We start from the raw sequence: 25,874 nt of genomic DNA, 5'->3' as shown, positions 1-25,874 counted from the left end.
CACCGGCTGATACGGTGCCTTCGCGCCATCGTCGTACAACCATCCCGCAACGATGGACAACTGAACATTCCGACAGGGGAGCGCGACAGCGCTGAGAGTGCGGCACGGCCGCAGACCCTCCAACCTGATCCGGGTCATACCGGCGTAGGGAGTCAGCCTCACGATGAACAGTCATCTTCGGCGTGCCGTCACCGCCGCTCTCGTCGGCTCCCTCGGCACCGGTGTTCTCAGCGGCTGCGGCGGGGGCGCGGCGGACGGCAAGGACTCCAAGACCGTCACCCTGGTCTCGCACGATTCGTTCGCGGCGTCCAAAGCGGTCCTCAAGGAGTTCACCCGCACCACCGGCTACAAGGTGCGGGTGCAGGCCGGTGGTGACGCGGGGGCGGCCGTCAACCAGGCGATCCTGTCCAAGGGCCATCCGCAGGGCGATGTGTTCTTCGGCGTCGACAACACCCTCCTCTCCCGCGCGCTGGACAACGACCTGTTCACGCCGTACGAGGCGAAGGGCCTCGATAAGGTCCCGGCCGCGCATCAGCTCGACAGCGCCAAGCACCGCGTCACACCGGTCGACTACGGCGACATCTGCGTCAACTACGACCGCGCCTACTTCGAGGGCAAGAAGCTCGCGCCGCCGAAGACGCTCGCCGATCTGACCAAGCCCGCGTACAAGAACCTGCTGGTCACCGAGAACGCCGCTACCTCGTCCCCCGGCCTGGCCTTCCTGCTCGGCACCGCCGCCCGCTACGGCGACCACGGCTGGCGCGACTACTGGAAGAAGCTGCGGGCCAACGGCGTCGAGGTGGTCGACGGCTGGGAGCAGGCGTACTACGACCGCTTCTCCGGCTCGGCGGGCGGCGGCAAGGGCGACAAGCCGCTCGTCGTCTCGTACGCCTCCAGCCCGCCCGCCGAGGTGGTGGACGCCAAGTCGAAGCCCGCCAAGGCCCCGACCGGGGTGGCGGCCGGTACCTGCTTCCGGCAGACGGAGTTCGCCGGGCTGCTGAAGGGCGCGGGCAACACCAAGGGCGGCAAGGCGCTGCTGGACTTCCTGCTGACCAAGCGTTTCCAGGAGGACGTACCGCTGAACATGTACGTCAACCCGGTGCGCGAGGACGCCAGGCTGCCGGAGGTCTTCACCCGGTACGGGGCCAAGATCCCCGACCCGGCCACCCTGCCTCCGCGGAAGATCGCCAAGAACCGTGAGCCCTGGGTCAAGGCATGGTCCTCGCTCGTTCTGTAGAGCCCACGGAGCCTGTCGATCCCGCCGAGCGCCCCGCGCCCGCGCAGTCCCGCGAACGCGGCGGGCTGCGCGGCGCCGCCCTGCGGTTCGGCCTGATGGCCGTGCCGCTCGCCTTCTTCGCCGTCTTCTTCGCGTATCCGGTGGCCGCGATCGTCACCCGCGGGCTGCGCGCCGACGGCCGCTGGCACCTCGGGCGGATACCCGAGGTGCTGGGCGACCCGTCCGTCCTGCACACCCTGTGGTTCACCGGCTGGCAGGCGGCCGCGTCGACCGGGCTGACGCTGGCGGTCGCGCTGCCCGGCGCGTATGTCTTCGCCCGCTTCGCCTTCCCCGGCAAGGGGCTGCTGCGCGCCGTGGTGACCGTGCCGTTCGTGCTGCCGACCGTCGTCGCCGGATCGGCGTTCCTGGGGCTGCTCGGCCGCGGCGGGCTGCTGGACGAGTTGTGGGGGATACGGCTCGACACCAGCGTCTGGGCGATCCTGCTGGCCCATGTCTTCTTCAACTACGCGGTCGTGGTCCGCACCGTCGGCGGGCTGTGGGCGCAGCTCGACCCGCGCCAGGAGGAAGCCGCGCGGGTGCTCGGCGCGAGCCGCCTCGCGGCCTGGCGCCGGGTCACGCTGCCCGCGCTGGGGCCCGCCGTGGCCGCCGCGGCGCTGATGGTCTTCCTGTTCACGTTCACCTCCTTCGGGGTGATCCAGATCCTCGGCGGCCCGCGCTACGCGACCCTGGAGGTGGCCATCTACCGGCAGACCGCGCAGCTGCTCGACCTGCCGACGGCCGCGGTGCTCACCCTCGTCCAGTTCGCGGCGGTCGCGGCCGTCCTCGCCCTGCACGCCTGGACCGTACGCCGCCGGGAGGGCGCACTGCGGCTCGTCGACGCCGCCCGGACCGCGCGCCGCCCCCAGGGACCGGCGCAGTGGGGGCTGCTCGCGGGGGTGCTGGCCGTCGTCGCGCTGCTGATCGTGGTGCCGCTCGCGGTGCTGGTGGAGCGCTCGCTCCACGGACCGGACGGCTACGGGTTCACGTACTACCGGGCGCTCCAGTCCGCCGCCGGGAGCGGCGGCACCTTCTTCGTGGCCCCCGTGGACGCCATCGGGAACTCCCTCCAATACGCGGCCGTCGCCACCGTCTTCGCCCTCGTCGTCGGCGGTCTCGCCGCCGCCGCGCTCACCCGCCGGGCCGGGCGTCTCGTCCGCGGCTTCGACGCGCTGCTGATGCTGCCGCTGGGCACCTCGGCCGTCACCGTCGGCTTCGGCTTCCTCATCGCGCTCGACGAACCCCCGCTGGACCTGCGTGCCTCCTGGGTCATCGTCCCGCTGGCCCAGGCCCTGGTGGGCGTGCCGTTCGTCGTGCGCACGATGCTGCCCGTCCTGCGCGCCGTGGATCACCGGCTGCGGGAGGCCGCCGCCGTGCTCGGCGCCTCCCCGCTGCGCGCCTGGCGCGAGGTGGACCTGCCGCTGGTGGGGCGGGCGCTGGCGGTCGCGGCGGGCTTCGCGTTCGCCGTGTCGCTCGGCGAGTTCGGGGCCACGGTGTTCATCGCCCGCCCCGACCTGCCCACCCTCCCGGTGGCCGTCGCGCGCTTCCTGGGCCGCGCCGGACAGCTCAACTACGGGCAGGCGATGGCCCTGAGCACGATTTTGATGCTGGTGTGCGCCTGCTCCCTGCTGGCCCTGGAGCGCATCCGCACCGACCGCTCGGGGGAGTTCTGACATGGGGGGAGTCCGATGACGCTGCTGCGACTGGACGAGGTGACGGTCAGGTACGGCCGCCACGACGCGCTCGACGCCGTCGACCTGGACGTCGCCGAGCACGAGACGGTCTGTGTGCTGGGCCCCAGCGGCAGCGGCAAGTCCACCCTGCTGCGGGTGGTGGCCGGGCTCCAGCGCGCCGCCTCCGGCCGGGTGTGGCTCGCGGGCCGCGACCAGAGCGGCGTACCCACCCACCGGCGCGGGGTCGGGCTGATGTTCCAGGACCACCAGCTCTTCCCGCAGCGCGACGTGGGCGGCAACGTCGCCTTCGGGCTGCGGATGCGGGGCACCGGGCGCGCGGAGGCGGACCGCCGGGTCGCCGAACTGCTGGAGCTGGTCGGGCTGCCCGGTGCGCAGCGGCGGCCGGTCGACTCGCTGTCCGGCGGTGAGCAGCAGCGCGTGGCGCTCGCCCGCGCGCTGGCGCCGCGGCCGCGGCTGCTGATGCTGGACGAGCCGCTGGGCCAGCTCGACCGCGGGCTGCGGGAGCGCCTCGTCGTCGAGTTGCGGGAGCTGTTCGCCGGGCTGGGCACCACGGTCCTCGCCGTCACCCACGACCAGGGCGAGGCCTTCGCGCTGGCCGACCGGGTCGTGGTCATGGACGACGGGCGGATCGCGCAGTCCGGCACCCCGCTGGAGGTGTGGCAGCACCCCGCGAACGAGTTCGTCGCCCGCTTCCTCGGCTTCGACAACGTGGTCGAGGCGGCCGTCCACGGCGATGTCGCCGACACCGTGTGGGGCAAGCTGCCGGTGCCGCCCGGCTCCCGGACGGGCCCGGTGCGGCTGCTGGTCCGGCCGGGCGGGGTGCGGCTCACGGCCCCCGCGGACGGGCTGCCCTGCACGGTCGCGGCCCGTACCTTCCGCGGCGACCATGTGGCGCTCATCCTCCAGCCGTCCGACGGCCCCCGCCTGGAGGCGTCCTGCGCGCTGCGGGACGCCCCGGAGGCGGGGGACCGGGTCGGGGCGGCGTTCGACGCGGCGGACGTGGTGGTGCTCGGGTCGGCGTAGCCCGCTGCCCCGGCGGGGACGTTCAGCCCGTCAGGGAGGCCAGCGCGTCCGGGGCCTCGTCCACCGAGTCCACCAGCGCGATACGGGCCTTCATCGACCGTCCCTCCGCGAGCGCTTCGAGCAGCGGCCAGGCCGGGAGGCGGCGCGTCCAGTGGTCGCGGTCGACGAGCACCATCGGGGTCGGCTCACCGCGCGACTCGTAGTAGTTCGGCGTGGCGTTGTCGAAGATCTCCTGAAGGGTTCCGGCGGCGCCGGGCAGGAAGACGACGCCCGCGTTCGAGCGGGCCAGCAGCCCGTCCTCGCGGGTCGCGTTGGCGAAGTACTTGGCGATGTGCGAGGCGAAGGCGTTCGGCGGCTCGTGCCCGTAGAACCAGGTCGGTATCCCGACCGACGCACCGCCGTCCGGCCACCGCTCCCGCACCGCGAACGCGGCCCCGGCCCAGGTCCCGACCGAGGGGCGGAACGAGGGCTCCCGGGCGAGGAGTTCCAGCGCCTCCTTCAGCGCCGCGTCCGGCAGCGGTGCCGTGTACGCGCCCAGGTTGGCGGCCTCCATCGCGCCCGGGCCGCCGCCCGTCGCGACGGTCAGCCCGGTCCGTGCCAGCGCCTGTCCGAGCCGGGCGGCGCCCGCGTACCCCTCGGAGCCGCGCTCCAGCGCGTGCCCGCCCATCACGCCCACCACCCGGGCGCCGGTGAGCAGTTCGTCCAGCGCGTCGGAGACGGCATCGTCGTGGATCGAGCGGAGCATCGAGGAGAAGATGTCGCCGTCGGCCTTGGTCCGCTGGAACCAGGCGTACGAGAGCGCGTCCGGCGTGCCCGCGTACCCGTCCACCTCGTCGTCCAGGCCCTCGAACAGCTCGGCCGGGGTGTAGAGGGTGCCGCGGTACGGGTCGAACGGCAGGTCCGGCACGGGCGGGAAGACCAGCGCCCCTTGCGCCCGTACCCGCGCGGCGGCCTCCGGCTCCATCGGACAGCCCAGGAAGACCGCCCGGTCGGTGTCGGTGGACAGCAGCGCGGACGTACGGGCCGTCAGATCGACGGACTGGACCCGGTATCCGGCCAGGGTGCCGCGGGCGACAACCTGGTCGAACTCCTCCAGGGACTCTATTTCGACGTCGGGTGCGGTGGGCTCGGTGGGCGCGGAAGCGTCATCGGTCTGCACGCCGTCATGCTAATCACACCGGACGGTGGTGGGGTCACGGCCGGGTCGGTGGGGTCAGGAGTGGGTGAACGGCATCGTCGTCAGCTGGGCCACGCCCCAGGTCACCGGCGCGAGCACGAGCAGCAGCGCCCCACCGCGCAGCGCGGCGGCGCCCCGCAGCAGCCGGGCCGACGCGCCGAGGCGCAGCAGCGCCGCCGTGGTGCGCCGGCGTGCGCTCCGCGCCTCCAGCGCCGTCGTGAACACCGTGGTGAACGCGCACATCAGGACCAGGCCCACGCCCAGGTCCGTGAGCGGCCCGAAGGACTGGGCGCCGGAGTGACCGTGGGCCGCTCCGTGCAGCCGCAGCGCTCCGTACAGCCCGGCGGCGACCGCGCACAGCGCCCCCAGCGGGCGCCCGATCAGCCCCGCCTCCTGCTGCAGCATGCGCCCGGCCAGCAGCCGCAGCGGGCCCGGGCGGCCGAAGGCCAGCAGCCGCCCGCAGCCGTGGACGAGCCCGGGCCCGGCCAGGACCAGCCCGGCCACCGTCAGCGCCCAGCCGCCCACCACCTCGGGCGCGCTGCCGCCGAACCGGCCGGAGAGGGACACCAGCGAGCCGGCGGACGGATGCGCTCCGCGCCCCGCGTACGCCCCCAGCGCGAGCCCCGCCGTGGTCAGCGCGACGGCCCACGGCAGGGCGGACGCCGCGCGGTGGGGCGGCGGGGCGAGCCGACCGGTCGCCACGGTGGGGGCGGCCGACGGTGTCCGCCGGGGCGCACCCGATCCCGCTTCCGGCTGCCGGGGCCACAGGCCCGCCACGCTCGCCGCGCCCGCCACCAGCGGTACGACGGCCACCAGCGTGACCGCCCCGACCAGCGGCAGCGGCCGCTCCCCGCCGAGTGCGCGGCCCGCCGCACCGCTGCCCGCCCACAGCAGCCACGAGCCGCCCACGTCGCCGCGCAGATGAAGGAAGGCCAGCAGCGCCAGCGCGCTCCCGGCCGCACAGGCCGTCGCCGTCGCCGTGCCCGCCAGCAGCGCCAGCCGGGCCGGACCGAGCCCCGCCGCGGCGAGCCCCGCACCCGGGCGGGTGCTGGGGTCGGCACGGGCGACCGACGTGGCCAGCTGCACGGTCGCGGCCAGCGGTACGACGCACCACAGCAGCCGCGCGAGCGCGCCGTCGGGGTCGGCCGGGTGGCCCGCCGCGAACCCCAGGGCGGACAGCAGCAGAAAGCTCGCACCCGCCGCGGCGACGGCCACCAGCGACCGTCGCAACAGGATCAGCGGATGGGAGCCGCGGGCTAGGCGGAGGCTGAGCACGCCGCGATGCCCTCCGCGTCGGGGGACGGCGCCGAGTCGGCCAGGCGGCCGTCCAGCAGCGTCACGGTGCGGTCGGCGAGCGTGGCCACCTCCGGGTCCTGGGTGGCCAGGACGACCGTGATGCCGTGGGTACGCGCCGCCGAGGTGAGCGTACGCAGCACCTGGGCGCGGTCGGCGCGGTGCAGCGGCGCGGTGGGCTCGTCGGCGAACAGCACACTGGGCGCGGGGGCCAGCGCCCGCGCGATCGCGACCCGCTGACGCTGCGACTGCAGCAGCGCGCCGGGGCGCACCCCGGCGCACTCAGCGACATCGAGCCGCTCCAGCCACTCGCACGCCGCGCTCTTCGCGGCGCGCCGCCCGCTGCCGCGCAGCATCAGCGGCAGCGCGGCGTTCTCCCACCCGGTCAGCTCGGGCACGAGCTGCGGTTCGGTGTCGATCCAGCCGAAGTGGTCGCGCCACAGCCGCTCGCGGCTCAGCGGGGCCAGGGAGTGCACGGCGGTGTCGTTGAACCACACTTCGCCGTGGTCCGGCACGAACTGGCCCGACAGACACCTGAGGAGCGTGGTCTTCCCGCAGCCCCGGGGGCCGGTCACCGCCAGGATCTCGCCCTCGCGGGCGCCGACGGAGACACCGGCGAGGGCGGGCGAGCCGTCATGGGCGTACGAGAGGGTGCGTGCCCGGAGCACGTCGTTGTCCGGCGGAGCCACCATCCAGAGCACCTCGCCTTACCTGCGACCGTCTCGTTCCCCCGCCGGGGTGAACGAGGCCGGAGCCAATGGGTCACTGGCACGGTAAGGACTCCCGCCGGGGCCCGCGCCTCAGGCTCGGCCGGGCGCGGGCCCAGTTCCTCCGATCAGCCCTCGTCCGGGGCGTGGCCGGTGTGGGTGGGCGCGAACATGCGCAGGTGGGCGGGGAGGACGACGACCGACGGGCCCGGGGCGGCCAGCGCCGCCGCGAGGTCCGCGCGCAGCCGGTCTGGCGCGGACCGTACGGCCGTCACACCGAAGGACTCGGCGAGCGCGACGAAGTCCGGGCGGGCCAGTTCGGTGGCCGTCGCCTCGCCGAACGCGTCCGTCATGTACTCGCGCAGGATTCCGTAGCCGCCGTCGTCCACGATCAGCCAGGTCACCGGCAGGTCGTACTGGCGGGCGGTGGCGAGTTCGGCGATCGAGTACATGGCGCCGCCGTCGCCCGACACGGCCAGCACCGGTGTCGTACGGTCCGCGGCGGCGGCCCCCAGCGCGGCGGGCAGCCCGTAGCCGAGGCCGCCCGCGCCCTGCGCCGAGTGCATCGCGCCCGCGCGCGGGTCGAACGCGGACCAGGCCCAGTACGCGAGGATCGTCATGTCCCAGAAGCTGGGCGCGTCATCGGGCAGGGCCTCCCGCACGGCCCCCAGGACCCGCTGCTCCAGATCCAGGTCCTGCACCGCGATCCGGTCCCGTACGCGGTCCAGCAGGTCGGCCGTGGTCTTGGCGCCGGTGGACTCCGGGCGAGGGGACACGGCGGTGGTGAGCGCCGCCAGGGCGGGGCGAGCATCGGCGTGGATGCCGAGGGCCGGATGGTTGGACTCCAGCTTGCCGAGGTCGGCCTCGATCTGGATGACCTGACCGCGGGGCCGGAACGTGTGGTAGTTGGACGAGAGTTCGCCGAGCCCCGAGCCGGCCACGAGCAGGACGTCCGCCTCCTCCAGAAGGTCGGTCGTATGCCGGTCCTCCAGCCAGGACTGGAGGGAGAGCGGATGGTCCCAGGGGAACGCGCCCTTGCCGCCGAACGTGGTGGCCACGGGGGCGTCCAGGCGCTCGGCCAGCGCGCGCAGTTCTTCGCACGCCCCCGCGCGGACGACCCCGCCTCCGGCGAGGATCACGGGGCGTTCCGCCGCGCCGAGGAGCTGCGCGGCCCATTCCGTGAGTTCGGGCCGGGGCGGCAGCGGGCGCGGCGCGGCGGTCAGCGCGGTGACGGGCGGTACGGAGGTGGGGGCGAGCAGCACGTCCTGCGGTATCTCCAGCCATACCGGGCCCGCCGGTGCCTCCAGCGCGGACGCCCAGGCGGCGGCGATGGCGGACGGGATCTGCGAGGCCGTGCGGACCGTGTGGACGGACTTGACGATGTCGCGGAACGACGCCTTCTGGTCGGCCAGTTCATGCAGATATCCCTTGCGGCCGCCGCCGAGCCCCGGGGTGGGCACCTGGCTGCCGATGCCCAGCACCGGCGCGGACGCCGCCGCCGACTCCTGCAGCGCCGCCAGCGTCATCAGCGCGCCGGGGCCGGTGGACACCAGCAGCGGGGCGACCGAGCCGGTGACGCGGGCGAAGGCGTCGGCCGCGAACCCCGCGTTGTTCTCCACGCGCAGGCCTATGTAGTCGAGGCCGGAGCGGCGCAGCGCGTCGAAGGCGCCGAGCGCGTGCTGCCCGGGGAGCCCGAAGACGGTGGTCGCGCCGAGCGCGGTGAGGGATTCGACGACGAGATCGCCGCCGTGGCGCTCGCGCTGTGCGGTGCGCATGGAGTGCCTTTCGTGGTGGTCGGCCGGGGACTACGCGTTCGCCGGGGTCGGTTCGGGGGTTTCGGGCGCCGGGTCACCGGCCAGGCGGCGCTGCCAGGCGTTCAGGACCGCGGCGTCCGTGGGCTTGGTGGACAGGCTCACCGCCACGTACGTCACCAGCGAGGCCAGCAGGCCGAGGTAGATGGGCTCGTTGGCGAGGACGCCCTTCCAGACCATCAGCCCGATCACCGTCAGACCGCCCGCGGCCACCGAGGCCAGCGCCCCCGTGCCCGTGCCGCGCTTCCACAGGAGGCCACCGAGGATCGGGATCAGCAACCCGCCGACCAGCAGGTTGTAGGCGACGGTCAGCGCCTCGACGACATCGTTCAGCGCGAGGGAGATCCCGACGACCGTGACGCCCATGACGAGGATGAACAGACGGTTGCCCGCGACCTCGTCGTGCGAGGCGGCGGCGGGGCGGCCCCGGAGGCGGGCCCAGATGTCGTTGTTCGCGACCGTGGCGCAGGCGATGAGCGCGCCGGAGGACGTCGACATCACCGCGGAGAGGGCCGCGGCCAGGACGAGCCCCTTGACCCCGATGGGAAGGGCGTCCTTGACGATGGTCGCGAACGCGTCGTCGGGGGAGCCGAGGTGGGGGTAGAGGACCTTGGTCGCGGTACCGATGACCGCGCCGGCGACCGCGTAGACCAGACAGTACGTTCCGGCCACGGTGCCGCCGCTGCGGGCGACCTTGTCGTCGCGGGCGGTGAAGACGCGCTGCCAGATGTCCTGGCCGATGAGCATGCCGAACGAGTAGATGAGCACATAGGTGAAGACCGTCTGGGCGCCGATGCCCATAGGAGAGAAGTAGCTGTCCGGCAGTTCGGCCTTCATCGCGCCGAAGCCGCCCGCCTTGACGACGGCGATCGGCAGCAGCAGGAGCAGGACGCCGATGGTCTTCACGACGAACTGCACCATGTCGGTGAGCGTGATCGACCACATGCCGCCGAGGGTGGAGTAGCAGACCACGATGGCGCCGCCGAGCACGATCGCCACGACCCGGTCGAGACCGAAGATCACATCGAAGATGGTGGCGTACGCGATGGTCGAGGTGACCGCGAGCATCAGGGTGTACGCCCACATGACGATGCCCGAGATCAGCCCGGAGGACCCGCCGTAGCGCAGGTCCAGCATCTGGCTGACCGTGTAGACCTTGAGGCGGGCGATGCGCGCGGAGAAGAAGACGGACAGCGCGAGCAGGCCGACGCCGATGGTGAGGACCATCCAGGCGCCCGAGAGCCCGTACTGGTAGCCGAGGCCGACGCCGCCGATGGTGGAGGCGCCGCCGAGGACGATCGCGGCCATCGTCCCGGAGTACATGGCGGGGCCCAGGCGGCGGCCCGCGACCAGGAAATCGCTGGTGGACGTGGTGCGGCGCATTCCCCACCAGCCGAGCGCGAGCATGCCCGCGAGATAGACGACGATCACCGTGTAGTCGACAGCGGTCATGGTGGGGCCCTTCAGCGGGGGGACGGTGACCGAGACCCTAGGGTGTCGCCGAGGAGGCCGGGAAGTGTACGTTTCCTCCACTCGTGGTTCCCGGGATGGAGGAAACAGCCATGCCGCCGACAGTGCCCGTGCCTCTCGCCGCCCTGCTGGACCACCCCGGCCTGGGGTTGCGGCAGGTCGCCGGGCCGCGCGGGGAGGCGCCGGTGTACCTGGTGCACACGAGCGAGATGGAGGACCCCGTTCCGTATCTGCTGGGCGGTGAACTGCTGCTCAGCGCCGGGGTGCACGGTCCCGGGGCGACGGACGCGTACTGGGACCGCTATGTGGCCCGCACGGTCGAGGCGGGCGCCACGGCGCTCGGGTTCGGCATCGCGCCGGTGCACCAGGAGGTGCCTCGGGCTCTGGTCGAGGCGTGCGACCGGCATGGGCTGCCGCTGGTGGAAGTGCCGCGCGAGACCACCTTCACGGCCGTCGCGGGCGCCGTCTGGGACGTGATGGCCGAGCGCCGCCACCAGGAGCTGCGGCGGATCACGGAGGTACAGCAGTCCCTCGCGGCCGCCGCCGCCCGGCCCCACCCGGTACCGGCCGTGCTGCGCCAGCTGGCCCGGCATCTGGGCGGGTGGGCGGTGTTGTACGGGCCGGACGGAGCGGAGCTGGCGGCGGCCGGCGCCCGGCCGTCCCCCGAGGTACGCACCGCGCTCGCCTCGCTGGCCGCCCGGCTCCGGACGGGCCCGGCCTCGGCCGCGGGCACGGCGGACGGGACGTCCTTGAGCGCGTACGGCCTGGGCGGGCCGGAACGCCCGCTCGCCCTGGGAGTGTGCGCGCCCCGCCGCGACGCGACAGAGGGCACGGTAGGCGTGGCCATGGTGCTGCTCGCGCTGCTGACCGGGCAGGCGACGGCCGACGCCGGGGCCGAACGCACGGCACTGGTGCGGCTGATGCTGGGCGCCGAACCCGCCGCCGTCGCCGGGCTGCTGAACGGCGCGGACGTATGGACCGTGGTGCGCGGGCGGCGCCGCGGACGAGGCGGGGACGACGAGCTCCTGGCCGCGACCGCCCTCGCCGCCGGGCTCGGTACGTCGCTGGTCGACCTCGACGGGGACGAACTGTGCGCCCTGGTGCCCGGCGACGCGACGGTACGGGCGCAGCCCGGCTGGACCCTGGGCGCCGGGGCGCCGGTCCCCGCCGCCGGGCTGGCGCACGGCGGCGCCGACGCGGCCCGCGCCCTGCGCCGGGCGGTCGCGGAGCGGCTGCCCCTGGTACGGCACGCCCCGGAGCCGGGCGGGATCGCCGCACTGGTCGACCCGGCCGAGGCCGCGGCCCTGGGCCGCACTCGGCTCGCCCCGCTGGACGGCGCCCCGGCACTGCGCGAGACGCTGCGGATGTGGCTCTCGCTGCACGGCAGCTGGGACCGTACGGCGGTGGCCCTGGACATCCACCGCAACACGGTCCGCCAACGCATCGCCCGCGCCGCGTCCCTGCTGGAGGCGGACCTGAGCGACACGGACGTCCGGATGGAACTCTGGTTCGCCCTCAAGTGGGGTGCCGCTGATCAGCAGTGACGCCGTCTCAGGGCCCGGGCGTGGTCCCGGCGCCGAGACGGATCTGCGGCCGACCCCGGAGGTGACCGCCGCCCGGCGCACGCAGCGCGCCCATCCGCCCCGCGTCCTGGTCGGCGTCCCTCAACCCGCGCGCCCCTGCGCGCCGCCGCCGGGTTCGGGTTTCGTACGCCCGTGAACGCCGCGGGGTCCAGGGGCGGAGCTCCTGGGTTCGGGAAGGGGCGGGGTGGGGGAAAGCCACCCTGCCGTGGGTCAGAGCTTCGTCCAGGCCTCCGCGAGGACGCCCCTGAGCACCTGCTCGATCTCGTCGAACAGGGCCTGGTCCGCGATCAGCGGCGGGGCCAGCTGGATGACCGGGTCGCCGCGGTCGTCGGCGCGGCAGTAGAGCCCGTTGTCGTACAGCGCCTTGGAGAGGAAGTCGTAGAGGACGCGTTCGGTCTCGTCCGCCGTGAAGGACTCCTTCGTGGCCTTGTCCTTCACCAGCTCGATGCCGTAGAAGAAGCCGTTCCCCCGGACATCGCCGACGATCGGCAGGTCGTGCAGCCGCTCCAGGGTCGACCGGAACGCCGTCTCGGTGCCGAGCACATGCTGGTTCAGCCCCTCGCGCTCGAAGATGTCGAGGTTGGTGAGGGCGACGGCGGCGGAGACGGGGTGGCCGCCGAAGGTGTAGCCGTGCAGGAAGGTGTTGCCGTCCCGGTAGAACGGCTCGGCGAGCCGGTCGGAGACGAGGCACGCGCCGATCGGGGAGTAGCCGGAGGTCATGCCCTTCGCGCAGGTGATCATGTCCGGGACGTAGCCGAACTTGTCGCACGCGAACATCGTGCCCAGCCGCCCGAACGCGCAGATGACCTCGTCCGAGACGAGCAGGACGTCGTACCGGTCGCAGATCTCGCGCACCCGCTGGAAGTAGCCGGGCGGCGGCGGGAAGCAGCCGCCCGCGTTCTGCACCGGCTCCAGGAAGACCGCGGCGACGGTGTCCGGGCCCTCGAAGAGGATCTGCTGCTCGATCTGGTCGGCGCACCAGCGGCCGAACGCCTCCGGGTCGTCGCCGTGGAGCGGCGCCCGGTAGATGTTGGTGTTGGGCACCTTGTGCGCGCCGGGGACCAGCGGCTCGAAGGGGGCCTTGAGCCCGGGCACACCGGTGATCGACAGGGCGCCCTGGGTGGTGCCGTGGTAGGCCACGGCCCGGGATATGACCTTGTGCTTGGTGGGCTTGCCGGTGAGCTTGAAGTACTGCTTGGCCAGCTTCCAGGCGGTCTCGACCGCCTCGCCGCCGCCGGTGGTGAAGAAGACCTTGTTGAGGTCGCCCGGCGCGTAACCGGCCAGCCGTTCGGCCAGTTCGACGGCCTTGGGGTGGGCGTAGCTCCACACCGGGAAGAAGGCCAGCTCCTGTGCCTGCTTGTAGGCGCTCTCCGCGAGTTCGGCGCGCCCGTGCCCGGCCTGCACCACGAACAGCCCGGACAGGCCGTCGATATAGCGCTTGCCCTTGTCGTCGTAGATGTACGTGCCCTCGCCGCGCACGATCGTCGGCACGGGGGCGTTCTCGTACGACGACATGCGGGTGAAGTGCATCCACAGGTGGTCGTACGCCGTCTTGGAGAGGTCCGCGCTCATGGCTATCTCGTTCCCCAGGTGTAGGTCTGCTTCCGGAGCTTGAGGTAGACGAAGCTCTCGGTGGAGCGCACGCCGGGCAGCGTCCGGACGCGCTTGTTGAGCGTTTCCAGCAGGTGGTCGTCGTCCTCGCAGACGATCTCGATGAGGAGATCGAAGGAACCCGCGGTGACCACCACGTACTCGACCTCGTCCATGGCGGTCAGCGCGTCCGCGACCGGGTCGAGATCGCCGTCGACGTTGATCCCGACCATCGCCTGGCGCCGGAACCCCACCGTGAGGGGGTCGGTGACGGCGACGATCTGCATCGCCCCCTGGTCGATCAGCTTCTGCACGCGCTGCCGCACCGCCGCCTCGGACAGGCCCACGGCCTTGCCGATGGCGGCGTAGGGGCGACGGCCGTCCTCCTGGAGCTGCTCGATGATCGCCAGGGATACGGAGTCGATCGACGGCGTGCCGTTCTTGTCAGGTGTGGCCACGACCCTCACTGTGCACGAGCCTCGACTGTCTGACAACCCTCGATCAATGAATTTCGTTGTCGTGGTGTCGTGAAATCACTGATTCCGTTGTTCTGGTGTGGCGGGTATGTTGAAAACGTCGTCTTCGCGATTAGGGTGGTGTCTCACCCATCGGACAGCTGACAGGAGGGGTGGCACGTGACCACCGAGCTGCGTCGTTTGCGCAACTACATCGACGGGGAGTTCCGGGACGCCGCGGACGGGCGGACCACGGAGGTGGTCAACCCGGCCACGGGCGAGGTGTACGCGACGGCACCGCTGTCGGGAGCGGCCGACGTGGACGCGGCGATGAACGCGGCCGCGGCGGCGTTCCCCGCCTGGCGGGACCTGGTGCCCGGCGAGCGGCAGAAGGCCCTGCTGAAGATCGCCGACGCCTTCGAGGCGCGGGCGGAGGAGCTGATCGCGGCCGAGTCGGAGAACACCGGCAAGCCGATCGGGCTCACGCGGGACGAGGAGATCCCGCCGATGATCGACCAGATCCGTTTCTTCGCGGGCGCGGCGCGGATGCTGGAGGGCCGCTCGGCCGGTGAGTACATGGAGGGGCTGACTTCGATCATCCGGCGCGAGCCGATCGGGGTGTGCGCGCAGGTCGCGCCGTGGAACTACCCGATGATGATGGCCGTATGGAAGTTCGCGCCGGCGCTGGCGGCGGGCAACACGGTCGTCATCAAGCCCTCCGACACCACCCCGGCCTCCACCGTGCTCTTCGCCGAGATCATCGGCGGGGTGCTGGCGGAACTGGGCCATCCGCAGGGCGTCTTCAACGTCATCTGCGGCGACCGGGACACCGGGCGGCTGATGGTCGAGCACGACGTGCCCGCCATGGCGTCCATCACCGGCTCGGTGCGGGCCGGTATGCAGGTCGCGGAGAGCGCGTCGAAGGACCTCAAGCGGGTCCACCTGGAGCTGGGCGGCAAGGCGCCGGTCGTGGTCTTCGAGGACAGCGACATCGCCAAGGCCGTCGAGGACATCTCGGTCGCGGGCTTCTTCAACGCGGGCCAGGACTGTACGGCGGCCACCCGCGTGCTCGTCCACGAGTCGATCCACGACGAGTTCGTGACCGCCCTGGCCAAGGCCGCCGCGGACACCAAGACCGGTGCCCCGGACGACGAGGACGTGCTGTTCGGCCCGCTCAACAGCGCCAACCAGCTGGCCCAGGTCACCGGCTTCATCGAGCGGCTGCCCGCGCACGCCAAGGTCGAGGCGGGCGGCCACCGGGTCGGCGAGAAGGGCTTCTTCTACGCGCCCACCGTGGTCTCCGGGCTCCAGCAGGACGACGAGATCGTCCAGCACGAGGTCTTCGGCCCGGTCATCACCGTCCAGCCGTTCACCGACGAGGCCCAGGCGGTCCGGTACGCCAACGGCGTGGAGTACGCGCTCGCGTCCTCGGTGTGGACCAAGGACCACGCCCGCGCGATGCGGATGTCCAAGGCCCTGGACTTCGGCTGCGTCTGGATCAACACCCATATCCCGCTGGTCGCCGAGATGCCGCACGGCGGATTCAAGAAGTCCGGCTACGGCAAGGACCTGTCGGCGTACGGCTTCGAGGACTACACCCGCATCAAGCATGTGATGACGTCGCTGGGTTAGTCCCCGGGATCAGCGCCGGCTGAGCAGGGCGCAGAGGGTGCCGATGCGGTTCGTGGTGATCGCGTCGGCACCCGCGCGCAGCAGCCGCGCCATCGAGCGGCGGGTGTCGGCGGTCCAGGCGGAGACCAGCATGCCGTCGGCGTGGGCGCGTTCGACGAGGCCGGGGGAGACCAGGCCGAAGCGGTAGTTGAGCCAGCGAGGCCGCAGATCGGCCAGCAGGGTGGGCCGGGGCGGCGCGAGGGTGGTCCAGGTCAGGGAGATCTCGGCACCGGGGTCCGCGCGGCGCACCCGGCGCAGCGCGGACAGCCCGCCGCAGTAGTACACCCGGTCGGCGGCCCCGGCCTCGCGCACCTCGGCGACGGCCGCGAGGGCGGCCGACGCGTCGGGCAGGTCGATCAGCAGCCGGGCCGGGCCGGTCGCGGCGAGCGCGTCGCGCAGCGTGGGTATGCCCCCGCCGGACAGCCGCCGCACCTCGTCGGCGGTCAGCGCGGACAGCGGCCGGTCATGGCCCCACAGCCGCCTGAGGGTGGCGTCGTGCAGGAGGACCGGGACGCCGTCGCGGGTCAGCCGGACGTCGATCTCCACGGCGCCCGCCCCGGCGCGCACCGCCGAGCCGACCGACGCCAGGGTGTTCTCGCGGTGGGTGTACGGGTCGCCGCGGTGGCCGACCGGGAGGAAGGCCGCACCCACCGCCGTCATCGGGCCGCGACCGCCGTGTAGGCGTCGATCTCCGCGGCCAGCCGCGCCTTGCCGGGCGCGTCCAGGAAGGACGCCTCGACGGCGTTCTTCGCGAGGGCCGCGACGCCCGCCGCGTCCAGGTCGAGCAGCCGGGCGGCGACCGCGTACTCGGTGTTGAGGTCGGTGCCGAACATCGGCGGGTCGTCGCTGTTGATGGTGACGAACACCCCGGCCTCGACCAGCTGCCTGAGGGGGTGCTCGTCGAGGGTGGCGACCGCGCGGGTGGCGAGGTTGGAGGTCGGGCAGACCTCCAACGGAATGCGGTGCTCCGCGAGATGGGCCAGCAGCTTCGGGTCCTGGACGGCGCTGATGCCGTGGCCGATCCGCTCGGCGCGAAGCTCGGTGAGGGCGTCCCAGATGGTCTGCGGCCCGGTGGTCTCGCCCGCGTGCGGAACGCTGTGCAGCCCGGCGGCGATGGCGCGGTCGAAGTACGGCTTGAACTGCGGGCGCTCCACGCCGATCTCGGGCCCTCCGAGGCCGAACGAGACCAGCCCCTCGGGCCGCAGGTCGCAGGCGATGCGGGCGGTCTCCTCGGCGGACGGCAGCCCGGCCTCGCCGGGGATGTCGAAGCACCAGCGCAGTACGGTGCCGAACTCGGCCTCGGCGGCCTTGCGGGCGTCCTCGATCGCCTCGGTGAACGCGGCGTCCGGAATGCCGCGCCGGGTCGAGCTGTAGGGGGTGACGGTCAGCTCGGCGTAGCGGATGTTCTGCCGGGCCATGTCGCGGGCGATCTCGTAGGTGAGCAGCCGCACGTCCTCGGCGTCGCGGATCAGATCCACCACGGAGAGGTAGACCTCGATGAAGTGGGCGAAGTCGCGGAAGACGAAGTAGTCGGCCAGCGCCTCCGGATCGGTGGGCACCTTGGAGTCCGGATGGCGTGCCGCCAGCTCGGCCACGATGCGCGGGGACGCGGAACCGACGTGGTGGACATGCAGCTCCGCCTTGGGCAGTCCGGCGATGAAGGCGGTGAGATCGGTCAACGAAAACCTCCGGGTGACGGCCGCCGGTGGCGGGCTCCGGTCATCGTAGATGCGGCCGCACGGGGCGGTGTGGCCAGGCCGTAGCATGGGCGGACATCGCTGTGGGGGAGATACATGGCTGACCAGCCCGACCAGCACGACCAGCAGCGGCAGCCGGAGCCGCGCGACCACGACCCCTGGGCTCCACCGGCCCCGCATACGCCCCTGGACAAGCCGGGCAGGCCGGGCAAGCCGCCGCCCCGGCCCTCGGTGGCCGAGCAGCAGACCCTCACCTCGATGCCGACGGGCCCGGCCGCACCGCCCACGCCGCCCGTGCCGGGACCCCCGCCCGTGCCGCCCCCGCCGCCCCTGCCGGGCCCGCCGCCTGTGCCGGGTCCGCCGCCGCCCGCACCCGGGCCGCAGCCGGGGGCCGTGACCCTGCCGGACGCGGTGCCCCCGCCGCCGCCCGCCCCGACCGGCCCCGGCACCCCGAGCGCGTACCAGGGTTCGCCGTACGCCACCCCCGGCGGCTACGGCCAGCCGATGCCGTACGGCGGCCCGGCCCCCTACGGTGGCCAAGCCCCGTACGGCGGGCCCGGCTACGGCTACCCCAACGCGGCGTACCCCGGCACGGCTCACCCCGGCTACCCCGGTACCGCCTACCCGGGTGCGGGCTACGGCCAGGGCTGGCAGGCGGGCGGCGCCTATCTGCCGAGCAACGGCACCGGCACGGCCGCCCTGGTGCTCGGCATCATCGGCCTGGTGTTCTTCTTCAGCGTCGTGTTCAGCATCATCCTCGGTGTACTCGCGATCATCTTCGGGGCGCTCGGCCGCGCCAAGGCGAGCCGGGGCGAGGCGACCAACGGCGGCATGGCCCTCGCCGGGCTCATCCTCGGGTCCACCGCTGTGGTGGCGAGCGTGGTGATGATCTTCGTCTATGTCGCGGACGAGAACCGCGACAGCTCGGACAGCGCCGACGACTCCGGCTACGCGGATATGTCGGTCGTACGGGTGGTCCCGTCCGCCGATATGAGCCGCTGACGCGCCTTCATCAGCGCGAAGCCCAGCAGATTGAGCCCGCGCCAGCGCGCCGGGTCCGCCGCCCGCTCGTCGTCCGCCGCCAGCCCGATGCCCCATATCCGGTCCACCGGGCTGGCCTCGACCAGCACCCGCGAGTTGGTCCCCAGCAGATAGTCGCGCAGCGGCGGGTGCTGACCGAACTTGTGCACACTGCCCTCGACGACCAGCGCGAAGCGGTGCGCCCGCCACCGCGTCTCGTCGAAGCCGCGCACCGAACGGCCCGCGTCCTTGGCCTGCTTGGGGTGCGCGGCGGCCAGCGCCCGCCGCTCGGCGTCCGCGTCCCCGAACAGCCGCGCTTTCCCGGCCATCATCCAGTGCTCGGCGGTGGGGTAGGCGACGCCGTCCACCTCGAACGGCGCGGGCCACCACTGGCTGAAGCACTCCGAGCCCACGACGCCGTCACGCCGTGGCCGATGGCCCCAGAAATACACGTACTTGACGGTCTCGCCGCGTGCCGCCCGGTCCACCAGCTCCTCGACCGAGCGCGGGCCGCCGCTCGCCGTGGCCGAAGCCGTCTCCCCGTTCGTCTCCATGCCGCGGATTCTCGCACCGGCCACCGACAGCGCACCGGGCGACGGGATCGGTGAACTCGGGGCGTCGTCACCGAATTCGTCGAGAAACCAAAAAGCAACAACGGAATCCCTTGTTGAAGCAGGGGGGCTCTGCCAGGATCGGCCTCCGATTCCGGTTGGAGCCACGCCGCTCTCCCCGCGGGAGGGCGGTCCGGCGGAGGAGATCAGGCGATGGATCAGCGATGCGGTCCGACGGAGCGGCGGTTCGCCGAGGGGGCACAGCGCATGGAGTCACGGCACGAGCCCGAGAGCCTGTCCGCGCCCCAGCTCGCCGCGATCCGGCGGAGCGCGACCGGCGGCCGCATGGCGCTGTCCCGCCGGGCGCTGCTGCGTGCGGGCGGCGCCGGAGCGTTCGCCGTGGGCGGGCTCGGGGCGCTCAGCGGCTGCGGCATCCCGCCCGCCGGGCGTACCGGCGCCGACAGCGCCGCCGACGACCACTCCGCCGAGGAGAAGCGTGTCGACTTCTCCAACTGGACTGAGTACATGGACGAGACCAAGGGCGGGCACCGCCCGACCCTGGAGGAGTTCCGGCGCCGCACCGGCATCACGGTGAAGTACACCGAGGACATCAACGACAACGTCGAGTTCTTCGGCAAGATCAAGCCGCAGCTCGCCGCGGGCCAGGACACCGGACGCGACCTCATCTGCGTCACCGACTGGCTGGCCGCCCGGATGATCCGGCTCGGCTGGGTACAGACCCTGGACGCGGCCAACCTGCCCCACGCCTATACTCAGCTGGCGGCGGAATTCCGCAATCCGGACTGGGACCCGGGCCGCGCCCACTCCTACCCCTGGACCGGCATCCCCGCCGTCATCGCGTACAACAAGAAGGCCACCGGCGGCCGCAGCGTCACCTCCGTCTCCCAGCTCCTGGAGGACCCCGAGCTGAAAGGCCGGGTCGGGCTGCTCACCGAGATGCGCGACACCGTCGGGCTGACCCTTCTCGACATGGGCAAACGGCCCGAGGACGTCACCGCCGACGAGTACGGCGCGGCGATCGCCCGCCTCCGGAAAGCGTCCGACCGCGGCCAGATCCGCCGCTTCACCGGCAACGACTACACCGGCGACCTCACCCGGGGCGACCTCGCCGCCTGCATGGCCTGGGCCGGTGACCTCATCCAGCTCCGGGCCGACAACCCGGAGATCGAGTTCGCCGTCCCCGACGCCGGTTACATGACCGCCACCGACAACCTGCTGGTCCCGGCCGGGGCACGCCACAAGAAGAACGCCGAACGGCTCATCGACTACTACTACGAGCCCAAGGTGGCCGCGAAGATCGCCGCCTACATCAACTACGTCTGCCCGGTCGACGGTGTACGGGCCGAACTCGCGAAGATCGACAAGAAGCTGGCGGACAACCCGCTGATCCTCCCGGACGAGGAGATGGCCGCCAAATCCCATGCCTTCCGCTCGCTGTCGAGCAAGGAAGAGATGGCGTTCGAGGACGCGTTCGCCAAGCTCACCGGCGCCTGACGGCCTGACACGCGAGGGAAGCCCACCCATGACCCAGCCCACCACCACCGCCGCCACCACGACCGGCGGCGACGTCCGGCTCGACGGGATCAGCAAGACCTACGGGTCCTTCACCGCCGTCCACCCGCTCGGCCTGCACATACCCGCCGGTTCCTTCTTCGCCCTGCTCGGCGCCTCCGGCTGCGGCAAGACCACCACCCTGCGCATGATCGCCGGGCTGGAGGAGCCCACCACGGGCACCATACGGCTCGCCGGGGACGACATCACCGCCCTCCCGCCGCACCGGCGGCCCGTCAACACCGTCTTCCAGAGCTACGCCCTCTTCCCGCACCTCGACATCCACGAGAACGTCGCCTTCGGGCTGCGACGGCGCGGCGTCAAGTCCGTGAAGAAGCAGGTCGGGGAGATGCTGGACCTCGTCCAGCTCGGTGACTTCGCCCGCCGCAGACCGCAGCAGCTCTCCGGCGGCCAGCAGCAGCGCGTCGCCCTCGCCCGCGCGCTGATCAACCACCCCCGGGTGCTGCTCCTCGACGAGCCGCTGGGCGCGCTCGACCTCAAGCTGCGCCGCCAGATGCAGCTCGAACTCAAGCGCCTCCAGACCGAGGTCGGCATCACCTTCGTCCATGTCACCCACGACCAGGAGGAGGCCATGACCATGGCCGACACGGTCGCGGTGATGAACCGCGGCCGCGTCGAGCAGCTGGGCGCCCCGGCCGAGCTGTACGAGAGCCCGGGCACCACCTTCGTCGCCAACTTCCTCGGCACCTCCAACCTCATCGAGGCCGAGATCACCGACAAGAGCGGCGGCGATCTGCTGCTCACGGCCGCCGGAGGCAGGCTGGCCCTGCCCGCCGGGCGGTGCCGCGCCCCCGTCCGCACCGGCGCCAGGGTGCTGGTCGGGGTGCGCCCCGAGAAGATCTCGCTGACCCCCGCCGAGGACACCGGCGCCGTTCCCGCTGCCCGCAACCGGATGACCGGCCGCATCGCGGACTCCAGTTTCCTCGGAGTCTCCACTCAGTACGCCGTGGCCACCCCGGACGGCGCCGAGCTGGCCGTCTACGAGCAGAACATCGAGCGCGACCCCCGGCTCGTCCCCGGTGCCGAGGTCGTCCTGCACTGGAACCCCGCCCATACGTTCGGCCTCGACCCGGACCAGGACATCGGCGCGGGCACCGATCCGGATAACGGTACGGGCACCGGCGGGGAGGCGGCGTGACGGCCACGCAGACGCACGACGCGGCCCCCGTCAGCGCTGCGCCCCGCCACGTACGCAAGCGGCTGGTGCCCTACTGGCTGCTGCTTCCCGGCATCCTGTGGCTGCTGGTCTTCTTCGCGGCCCCGCTCGTCTACCAGGCGTCGACCTCCGTCCAGACCGGCTCCCTCGAAGAGGGCTTCACCGTCACCTGGCATGTACAGACCTACTGGGACGCGCTCACCGAGTACGCCCCGCAGTTCCTGCGCTCGGTGCTGTACGCGGCGACCGCCACCGTGCTGTGCCTGCTGCTCGGCTACCCGCTCGCGTATCTCATCGCCTTCCGGGCGGGCCGCTGGCGCAATCTGCTCATGGTCCTGGTCATCGCGCCGTTCTTCACCAGCTTCCTGATCCGCACCCTGGCCTGGAAGACGATCCTGGCCGACGGCGGCCCGGTGGTGGGGGCGCTGAACTCGCTGCACGTCCTGGACGTGACCAGCGGACTGGGGATCACCGAGGGGCAGCGGGTGCTGGCCACCCCGCTCGCCGTGGTGTGCGGGCTGACGTACAACTTCCTGCCCTTCATGATCCTGCCGCTCTACACCTCCCTGGAGCGCATCGACGGCCATCTGCACGAGGCCGCCCGCGATCTCTACGCCCGCCCCTTCACCGTCTTCCGCAAGGTCACCTTCCCGCTGTCCATGCCGGGCGTCGTGGCGGGCACCCTGCTCACCTTCATCCCGGCCGCGGGCGACTACATCAACGCCGAGCTGCTGGGCTCCACCGACCAGAAAATGATCGGCAACGTCATCCAGTCGCAGTTCCTGCGGGTACTCGACTACCCGACGGCGGCCGCGCTGTCCTTCCTCCTCATGGCGGCGATCCTCGCGATGGTCACCGTCTACATCCGCAGGGCAGGGACGGAGGATCTCGTCTGATGGCCCTCATCCGCTGGATACGGCGCAACCTGGTGGTCCTCGCGGGGCTGGCCACCCTCGCGTATCTGATCCTGCCGAACGCCGTCGTGCTGGTGTTCTCGTTCAACAAGCCGAACGGCCGCTTCAACTACGCGTGGCAGCGGTTCTCCACCGACGCCTGGACCGATCCGTGCGGCGTCTCCGACCTGTGCGGTTCGCTCTCGCTGAGCCTGCGGCTCGCGGTGTGGGCCACGCTCGGCGCGACCGTCCTCGGCACGATGATCGCCTTCGCGCTGGCCCGCTACCGCTTCCGGGCCCGTCCCGCCGTCAACAGCCTGATCTTCCTCCCGATGGCGATGCCCGAGGTCGTGATGGCCGCCTCGCTCGCCACGCTCTTCCTCAACATGGGCGTCGGCTTCGGCTTCTGGACGATCCTCATCGCCCACATCATGTTCTGCCTGAGCTTCGTCGTCACCGCCGTCAAGGCACGCGTCATGAGCATGGACCCCCGGCTGGAACAGGCCGCCCAGGACCTCTACGCCTCCCCGGCGCAGACGTTCCTGCGCGTCACCCTGCCGATCGCCGCCCCCGGCATCGCCGCCGGGGCGCTGCTGTCCTTCGCGCTCTCCTTCGACGACTTCATCATCACCAACTTCAACGCCGGATCGACCGTGACCTTCCCCATGTTCGTGTGGGGATCGGCGCAGCGCGGCACCCCCGTCCAGATCAATGTGATCGGCACGGCGATGTTCGCGGTCGCGGTGCTGTGCGTCCTCGCCGGTCGGCTGGCCGGCGCCCGCCGCAAGAGGAGCTGACCACCATGGCCGCAGACGCCATGCCCCGCCCTCCCGGAGGCGGCGACGTTCCCGGACCGCCCGTCCTGGAAGCCCTCGCCGACGTCGCCTACACCCCGTACTGGCTGGACGACCCCGGACGGCCCCGCCCGCACCCCGCCCTGGTCGGCGACGAGCGCTGCGATCTGCTCGTCATCGGCGGCGGCTACAGCGGGCTGTGGACCGCCCTGACCGCCAAGGAGCGCGACCCCGGCCGCGACGTGGTGCTGGTCGAAGGCCAGGAGGCCGGATGGGCCGCCTCCGGCCGCAACGGCGGCTTCTGCGCCGCCTCCCTCACCCACGGACTCGCCAACGGCGCGGCCCGCTGGCCCCGTGAAATGCCCGAACTGGAACGGCTCGGCCACCGCAATCTGGACGCCATCGAAGCCGCCGTCGCCCGCTACGCCATCCACTGCGACTTCGAACGCACCGGGGAGATCGACGTCGCCACCCGGCCCCACCAGATCGCCGAACTGCGCGAAACCGCCGCCCGGGCCGCCGCGCTCGGCGTCACCGAACCCCAGTACCTGGACCGTGACGCGGTGCGCGCCGAGGTCGACTCGCCCACCTTCCTCGCCGGGCTCTGGGACCGCCGGGGCGTGGCCATGCTGCACCCCGCCAAGCTCGCCTGGGGCCTGAAGCGGGCCTGCGCCGGGCTGGGCGTACGGATCTATGAACACACCCCGGCCGAGCAGCTGAGCCGCGCCGGGTCCGGAGCGGCGGGAACCGGAACGGCCAGAACCGGAGCAGCCAGAACCCGAACGGCGGGAACCGGAACGGCCGGAGCGGCCGGAAGCGGAACTTCCGGGATGCTGGTGCGTACGCCCTACGGCCGGGTACGGGCCCGGCAGGTCGCCCTGGCCACCAACGCCTTCCCCGCCCTGGTGCGCCGCGTCCGCCCGTACATCGTCCCCGTCTACGACCACGCCCTGATGACCGAACCGCTGACCGCCGCGCAGCTCGCCGCGATCGGCTGGCAGCGACGGCAGGGCCTCAGCGACACCGCCAACCACTTCCACTACTTCCGCATCACCGCCGACCACCGCATCCTGTGGGGCGGCTACGACATCGTCTACCGCTACGGCGGCGGGGTGCGCGCCGAATACGATCACCACCCGGCCACCTACCGCACCCTCGCGCAGCACTTCTTCCGCTGCTTCCCGCAGCTGGAGGGCGTGCGGTTCAGCCACGCCTGGGGCGGCGCGATCGACACCTGCTCGCGCTTCTCCGCGTTCTTCGGCAGCGCACACGGCGGACGCGTCGCCTACGCCCTCGGCTACACCGGCCTCGGCGTCGGCGCGAGCCGCTTCGGCGCGGAGGTGATGCTCGACCTGCTGGCCGGAGAACGCACCGAGCGGACCCGGCTGGAGATGGTGCGCAGCAAACCGCTGCCGTTCCCGCCGGAACCCGTCCGCTGGGCGGGGATAGGCCTCACCCAGTGGTCGATGAGCCGGGCCGACGCCAACGGGGGACGGCGCAATCTGTGGCTGAAGGCGATGGACCGGGTGGGGCTGGGCTTCGACAGCTGAGCCCCGGCGCCCCGTGTCAGGTCGTGCGTGGGCCGTTCCGTTCGCGTACCCGGAGCACCGCCCACAGCAGTACGCCGCACAGGCACCAGCTCCCGGCCACATCCAGCGGCCAGTGGTAGGCCCGGCGGACCAGACCCGCCCCCACCGCGACGTTGAGCAGCACGACCGCGGCGATCAGCCATCCCCGCAGCCGCCCGCGGAGCCGCCCCCGCAGGAGGGGGAGCAGCAGCACGGCCGCCGCGCCATAGGCGACGGCGGCCGTCGCGGCATGGCCGGACGGGAAGAACCCGGTCTCGCCCGCCAGCGGTCCGGGCGGGCCCGGGCGGTCGAACAGCGCCTTGAGCGGCGCGACCAGGGCCGGGACCGCCGCCATCGCCAGCGCGGCGGCCAGCGGCGCGGGCCAGCGGCGCGCCGCGCCCCGGGTACGCCACACCGCGCAGCCGAGCGCCACACCGAGGACCGGGAGCGCCACCGCCGCATTGCCGAGGTCGGCGAGGAATTCCGCGACGGGGGAGGGGAACGGCGAACCGGCGATCGCGCGGCCGAGCCGCTCGTCGAGCGTGCGCAGCGGACCATCGACGGCGACCTGCCAGGCGCACAGCGCGAACACCACCAGCAGAGTGGCGGGGAGCACGAGCGCGCGGAGAGCCGCAGCGCGGGAGAAGACACGGAAGAAGACAGACGGCGGCCCCGGAACAGGGGGGGTAGTTCCGGGGCCGCCGTGGCGATCGGTGTGCCGCACGCCCCGGGGGGTTTGGGGCGGGCGGCCGTCCGATCGGTGAGGAGATCCGGAGCCGGAGGCTCCAGTGGTGTGCGCGAGGGCACGGCCGGGTCGGGGCTGGGGAAGCACCGGCTCGGCATCGCCCGCAGTCC

At 72.7% G+C, this 25,874-nt stretch carries 22 protein-coding genes and 1 riboswitch; of the genes, 11 read left to right on the top strand and 11 right to left on the bottom strand.

The genetic code is table 11. The annotated features are described in order from the left end of the window. Window positions 1–64 precede the first annotated feature (64 nt). Window positions 65–168: riboswitch (TPP riboswitch) on the top strand. The 3 genes from ABZ370_RS17050 to ABZ370_RS17040 all read left to right on the top strand — a co-directional run bounded on the left by ABZ370_RS17050 (window position 164) and on the right by ABZ370_RS17040 (window position 3,990). Then, window positions 164–1,237, top strand: a complete 1,074-nt coding sequence (locus tag ABZ370_RS17050; protein ID WP_358621063.1) for a thiamine ABC transporter substrate-binding protein — start codon at window positions 164–166, stop codon at window positions 1,235–1,237. (Overlaps the previous riboswitch by 5 nt.) Before the next feature lie 95 nt (window positions 1,238–1,332). Next, on the top strand, window positions 1,333–2,946 hold the full coding sequence (locus ABZ370_RS17045; protein ID WP_358621580.1) for an iron ABC transporter permease: 1,614 nt from the start codon (window positions 1,333–1,335) through the stop codon (window positions 2,944–2,946). Between the two features lie 15 nt (window positions 2,947–2,961). Beyond that, a complete protein-coding gene (locus ABZ370_RS17040) occupies window positions 2,962–3,990 on the top strand; it encodes an ABC transporter ATP-binding protein (RefSeq protein ID WP_358621060.1) in 1,029 nt (342 codons plus the stop codon). A 22-nt stretch (window positions 3,991–4,012) separates the two neighbouring features. Here ABZ370_RS17040 and ABZ370_RS17035 read toward each other — a convergent pair whose 3' ends face one another. From ABZ370_RS17035 to ABZ370_RS17015, 5 genes are all read right to left on the bottom strand, one after another. Continuing rightward, the gene (locus tag ABZ370_RS17035) at window positions 4,013–5,149 is read right to left on the bottom strand and encodes an LOG family protein (RefSeq protein WP_358621059.1); all 1,137 of its coding nucleotides are present in this window, start codon (window positions 5,147–5,149) and stop codon (window positions 4,013–4,015) included. 54 nt (window positions 5,150–5,203) lie between these two features. Continuing rightward, window positions 5,204–6,442: a hypothetical protein gene (locus tag ABZ370_RS17030; protein ID WP_358621056.1), complete on the bottom strand. Its 1,239-nt coding sequence runs from the start codon at window positions 6,440–6,442 to the stop codon at window positions 5,204–5,206. Continuing rightward, on the bottom strand, window positions 6,424–7,152 hold the full coding sequence (locus ABZ370_RS17025; protein ID WP_358621054.1) for an ATP-binding cassette domain-containing protein: 729 nt from the start codon (window positions 7,150–7,152) through the stop codon (window positions 6,424–6,426). Before ABZ370_RS17025 ends, ABZ370_RS17030 begins: the two co-directional genes overlap by 19 nt. A gap of 143 nt (window positions 7,153–7,295) precedes the next feature. Then, window positions 7,296–8,942, bottom strand: a complete 1,647-nt coding sequence (locus ABZ370_RS17020; RefSeq protein ID WP_358621052.1) for a thiamine pyrophosphate-binding protein — start codon at window positions 8,940–8,942, stop codon at window positions 7,296–7,298. A 30-nt stretch (window positions 8,943–8,972) separates the two neighbouring features. After that, on the bottom strand, window positions 8,973–10,430 hold the full coding sequence (locus tag ABZ370_RS17015; protein ID WP_358621051.1) for a sodium:solute symporter: 1,458 nt from the start codon (window positions 10,428–10,430) through the stop codon (window positions 8,973–8,975). 110 nt (window positions 10,431–10,540) lie between these two features. Between ABZ370_RS17015 and ABZ370_RS17010 the strand changes: the two genes are divergently transcribed. Further along, complete coding sequence (locus tag ABZ370_RS17010; protein WP_358621049.1) at window positions 10,541–11,992, top strand: PucR family transcriptional regulator; 1,452 nt, start codon at window positions 10,541–10,543, stop codon at window positions 11,990–11,992. Window positions 11,993–12,241: 249 nt separating this feature from the next. On the opposite strand, the gene ABZ370_RS17005 is transcribed toward ABZ370_RS17010, so the two are convergent. Further along, window positions 12,242–13,603, bottom strand: coding sequence for an aspartate aminotransferase family protein (locus tag ABZ370_RS17005; protein ID WP_358621047.1), 1,362 nt, complete (start codon window positions 13,601–13,603; stop codon window positions 12,242–12,244). A 2-nt stretch (window positions 13,604–13,605) separates the two neighbouring features. Further along, window positions 13,606–14,079 carry an Lrp/AsnC family transcriptional regulator gene (locus tag ABZ370_RS17000; RefSeq protein WP_358621046.1) on the bottom strand — a complete coding sequence of 158 codons (474 nt, stop codon included), beginning with the start codon at window positions 14,077–14,079 and terminating at the stop codon, window positions 13,606–13,608. A gap of 177 nt (window positions 14,080–14,256) precedes the next feature. Here ABZ370_RS17000 and ABZ370_RS16995 point away from each other — a divergent pair, with 177 nt between their 5' ends. Next, window positions 14,257–15,708: a gamma-aminobutyraldehyde dehydrogenase gene (locus ABZ370_RS16995; protein WP_358621043.1), complete on the top strand. Its 1,452-nt coding sequence runs from the start codon at window positions 14,257–14,259 to the stop codon at window positions 15,706–15,708. Window positions 15,709–15,717: 9 nt separating this feature from the next. On the opposite strand, the gene ABZ370_RS16990 is transcribed toward ABZ370_RS16995, so the two are convergent. Then, window positions 15,718–16,407: a glycerophosphodiester phosphodiesterase gene (locus ABZ370_RS16990; protein ID WP_358621041.1), complete on the bottom strand. Its 690-nt coding sequence runs from the start codon at window positions 16,405–16,407 to the stop codon at window positions 15,718–15,720. Further along, a complete protein-coding gene (locus ABZ370_RS16985; protein ID WP_358621038.1) occupies window positions 16,404–17,426 on the bottom strand; it encodes an adenosine deaminase in 1,023 nt (340 codons plus the stop codon). The genes ABZ370_RS16990 and ABZ370_RS16985 overlap by 4 nt, the downstream gene beginning before the upstream one ends. Window positions 17,427–17,540: 114 nt before the next feature. Here ABZ370_RS16985 and ABZ370_RS16980 point away from each other — a divergent pair, with 114 nt between their 5' ends. Continuing rightward, the gene (locus tag ABZ370_RS16980; RefSeq protein ID WP_358621035.1) at window positions 17,541–18,446 is read left to right on the top strand and encodes a DUF4190 domain-containing protein; all 906 of its coding nucleotides are present in this window, start codon (window positions 17,541–17,543) and stop codon (window positions 18,444–18,446) included. Here ABZ370_RS16980 and ABZ370_RS16975 read toward each other — a convergent pair. Then, window positions 18,392–19,018 (bottom strand): NADAR family protein, encoded by a 627-nt coding sequence (locus ABZ370_RS16975; protein ID WP_358621032.1) that lies wholly within the window; start codon window positions 19,016–19,018, stop codon window positions 18,392–18,394. The two genes, ABZ370_RS16980 and ABZ370_RS16975, sit on opposite strands and share 55 nt — an antisense overlap. Before the next feature lie 264 nt (window positions 19,019–19,282). On the opposite strand from ABZ370_RS16975, the gene ABZ370_RS16970 reads away from it, so the two are divergent. From ABZ370_RS16970 to ABZ370_RS16950, 5 genes are read left to right on the top strand one after another with little or no spacing between them, the layout of a single operon-like run. Beyond that, a complete protein-coding gene (locus ABZ370_RS16970) occupies window positions 19,283–20,530 on the top strand; it encodes a spermidine/putrescine ABC transporter substrate-binding protein (protein ID WP_358621578.1) in 1,248 nt (415 codons plus the stop codon). 28 nt (window positions 20,531–20,558) lie between these two features. After that, window positions 20,559–21,746 (top strand): ABC transporter ATP-binding protein, encoded by a 1,188-nt coding sequence (locus tag ABZ370_RS16965; protein ID WP_358621030.1) that lies wholly within the window; start codon window positions 20,559–20,561, stop codon window positions 21,744–21,746. Continuing rightward, window positions 21,743–22,660: an ABC transporter permease gene (locus ABZ370_RS16960; RefSeq protein ID WP_358621027.1), complete on the top strand. Its 918-nt coding sequence runs from the start codon at window positions 21,743–21,745 to the stop codon at window positions 22,658–22,660. The genes ABZ370_RS16965 and ABZ370_RS16960 overlap by 4 nt, the downstream gene beginning before the upstream one ends. Beyond that, window positions 22,660–23,454, top strand: a complete 795-nt coding sequence (locus tag ABZ370_RS16955; RefSeq protein WP_358621024.1) for an ABC transporter permease — start codon at window positions 22,660–22,662, stop codon at window positions 23,452–23,454. Before ABZ370_RS16960 ends, ABZ370_RS16955 begins: the two co-directional genes overlap by 1 nt. A 20-nt stretch (window positions 23,455–23,474) precedes the next feature. Continuing rightward, the gene (locus ABZ370_RS16950; RefSeq protein ID WP_358621575.1) at window positions 23,475–25,001 is read left to right on the top strand and encodes an FAD-dependent oxidoreductase; all 1,527 of its coding nucleotides are present in this window, start codon (window positions 23,475–23,477) and stop codon (window positions 24,999–25,001) included. A gap of 16 nt (window positions 25,002–25,017) precedes the next feature. Here the strand turns inward: ABZ370_RS16950 and ABZ370_RS16945 are convergent, their stop codons facing one another. Beyond that, the gene (locus ABZ370_RS16945) at window positions 25,018–25,635 is read right to left on the bottom strand and encodes a phosphatase PAP2 family protein (RefSeq protein WP_358621021.1); all 618 of its coding nucleotides are present in this window, start codon (window positions 25,633–25,635) and stop codon (window positions 25,018–25,020) included. Window positions 25,636–25,874 lie beyond the last annotated feature (239 nt).

This window comes from Streptomyces sp. NPDC005962, from assembly GCF_040629205.1.
GTDB lineage: Bacteria > Actinomycetota > Actinomycetes > Streptomycetales > Streptomycetaceae > Streptomyces.
Note: the sequence above shows the minus strand (reverse complement) of the source record. Positions and strands in the feature narration are given on the sequence as shown.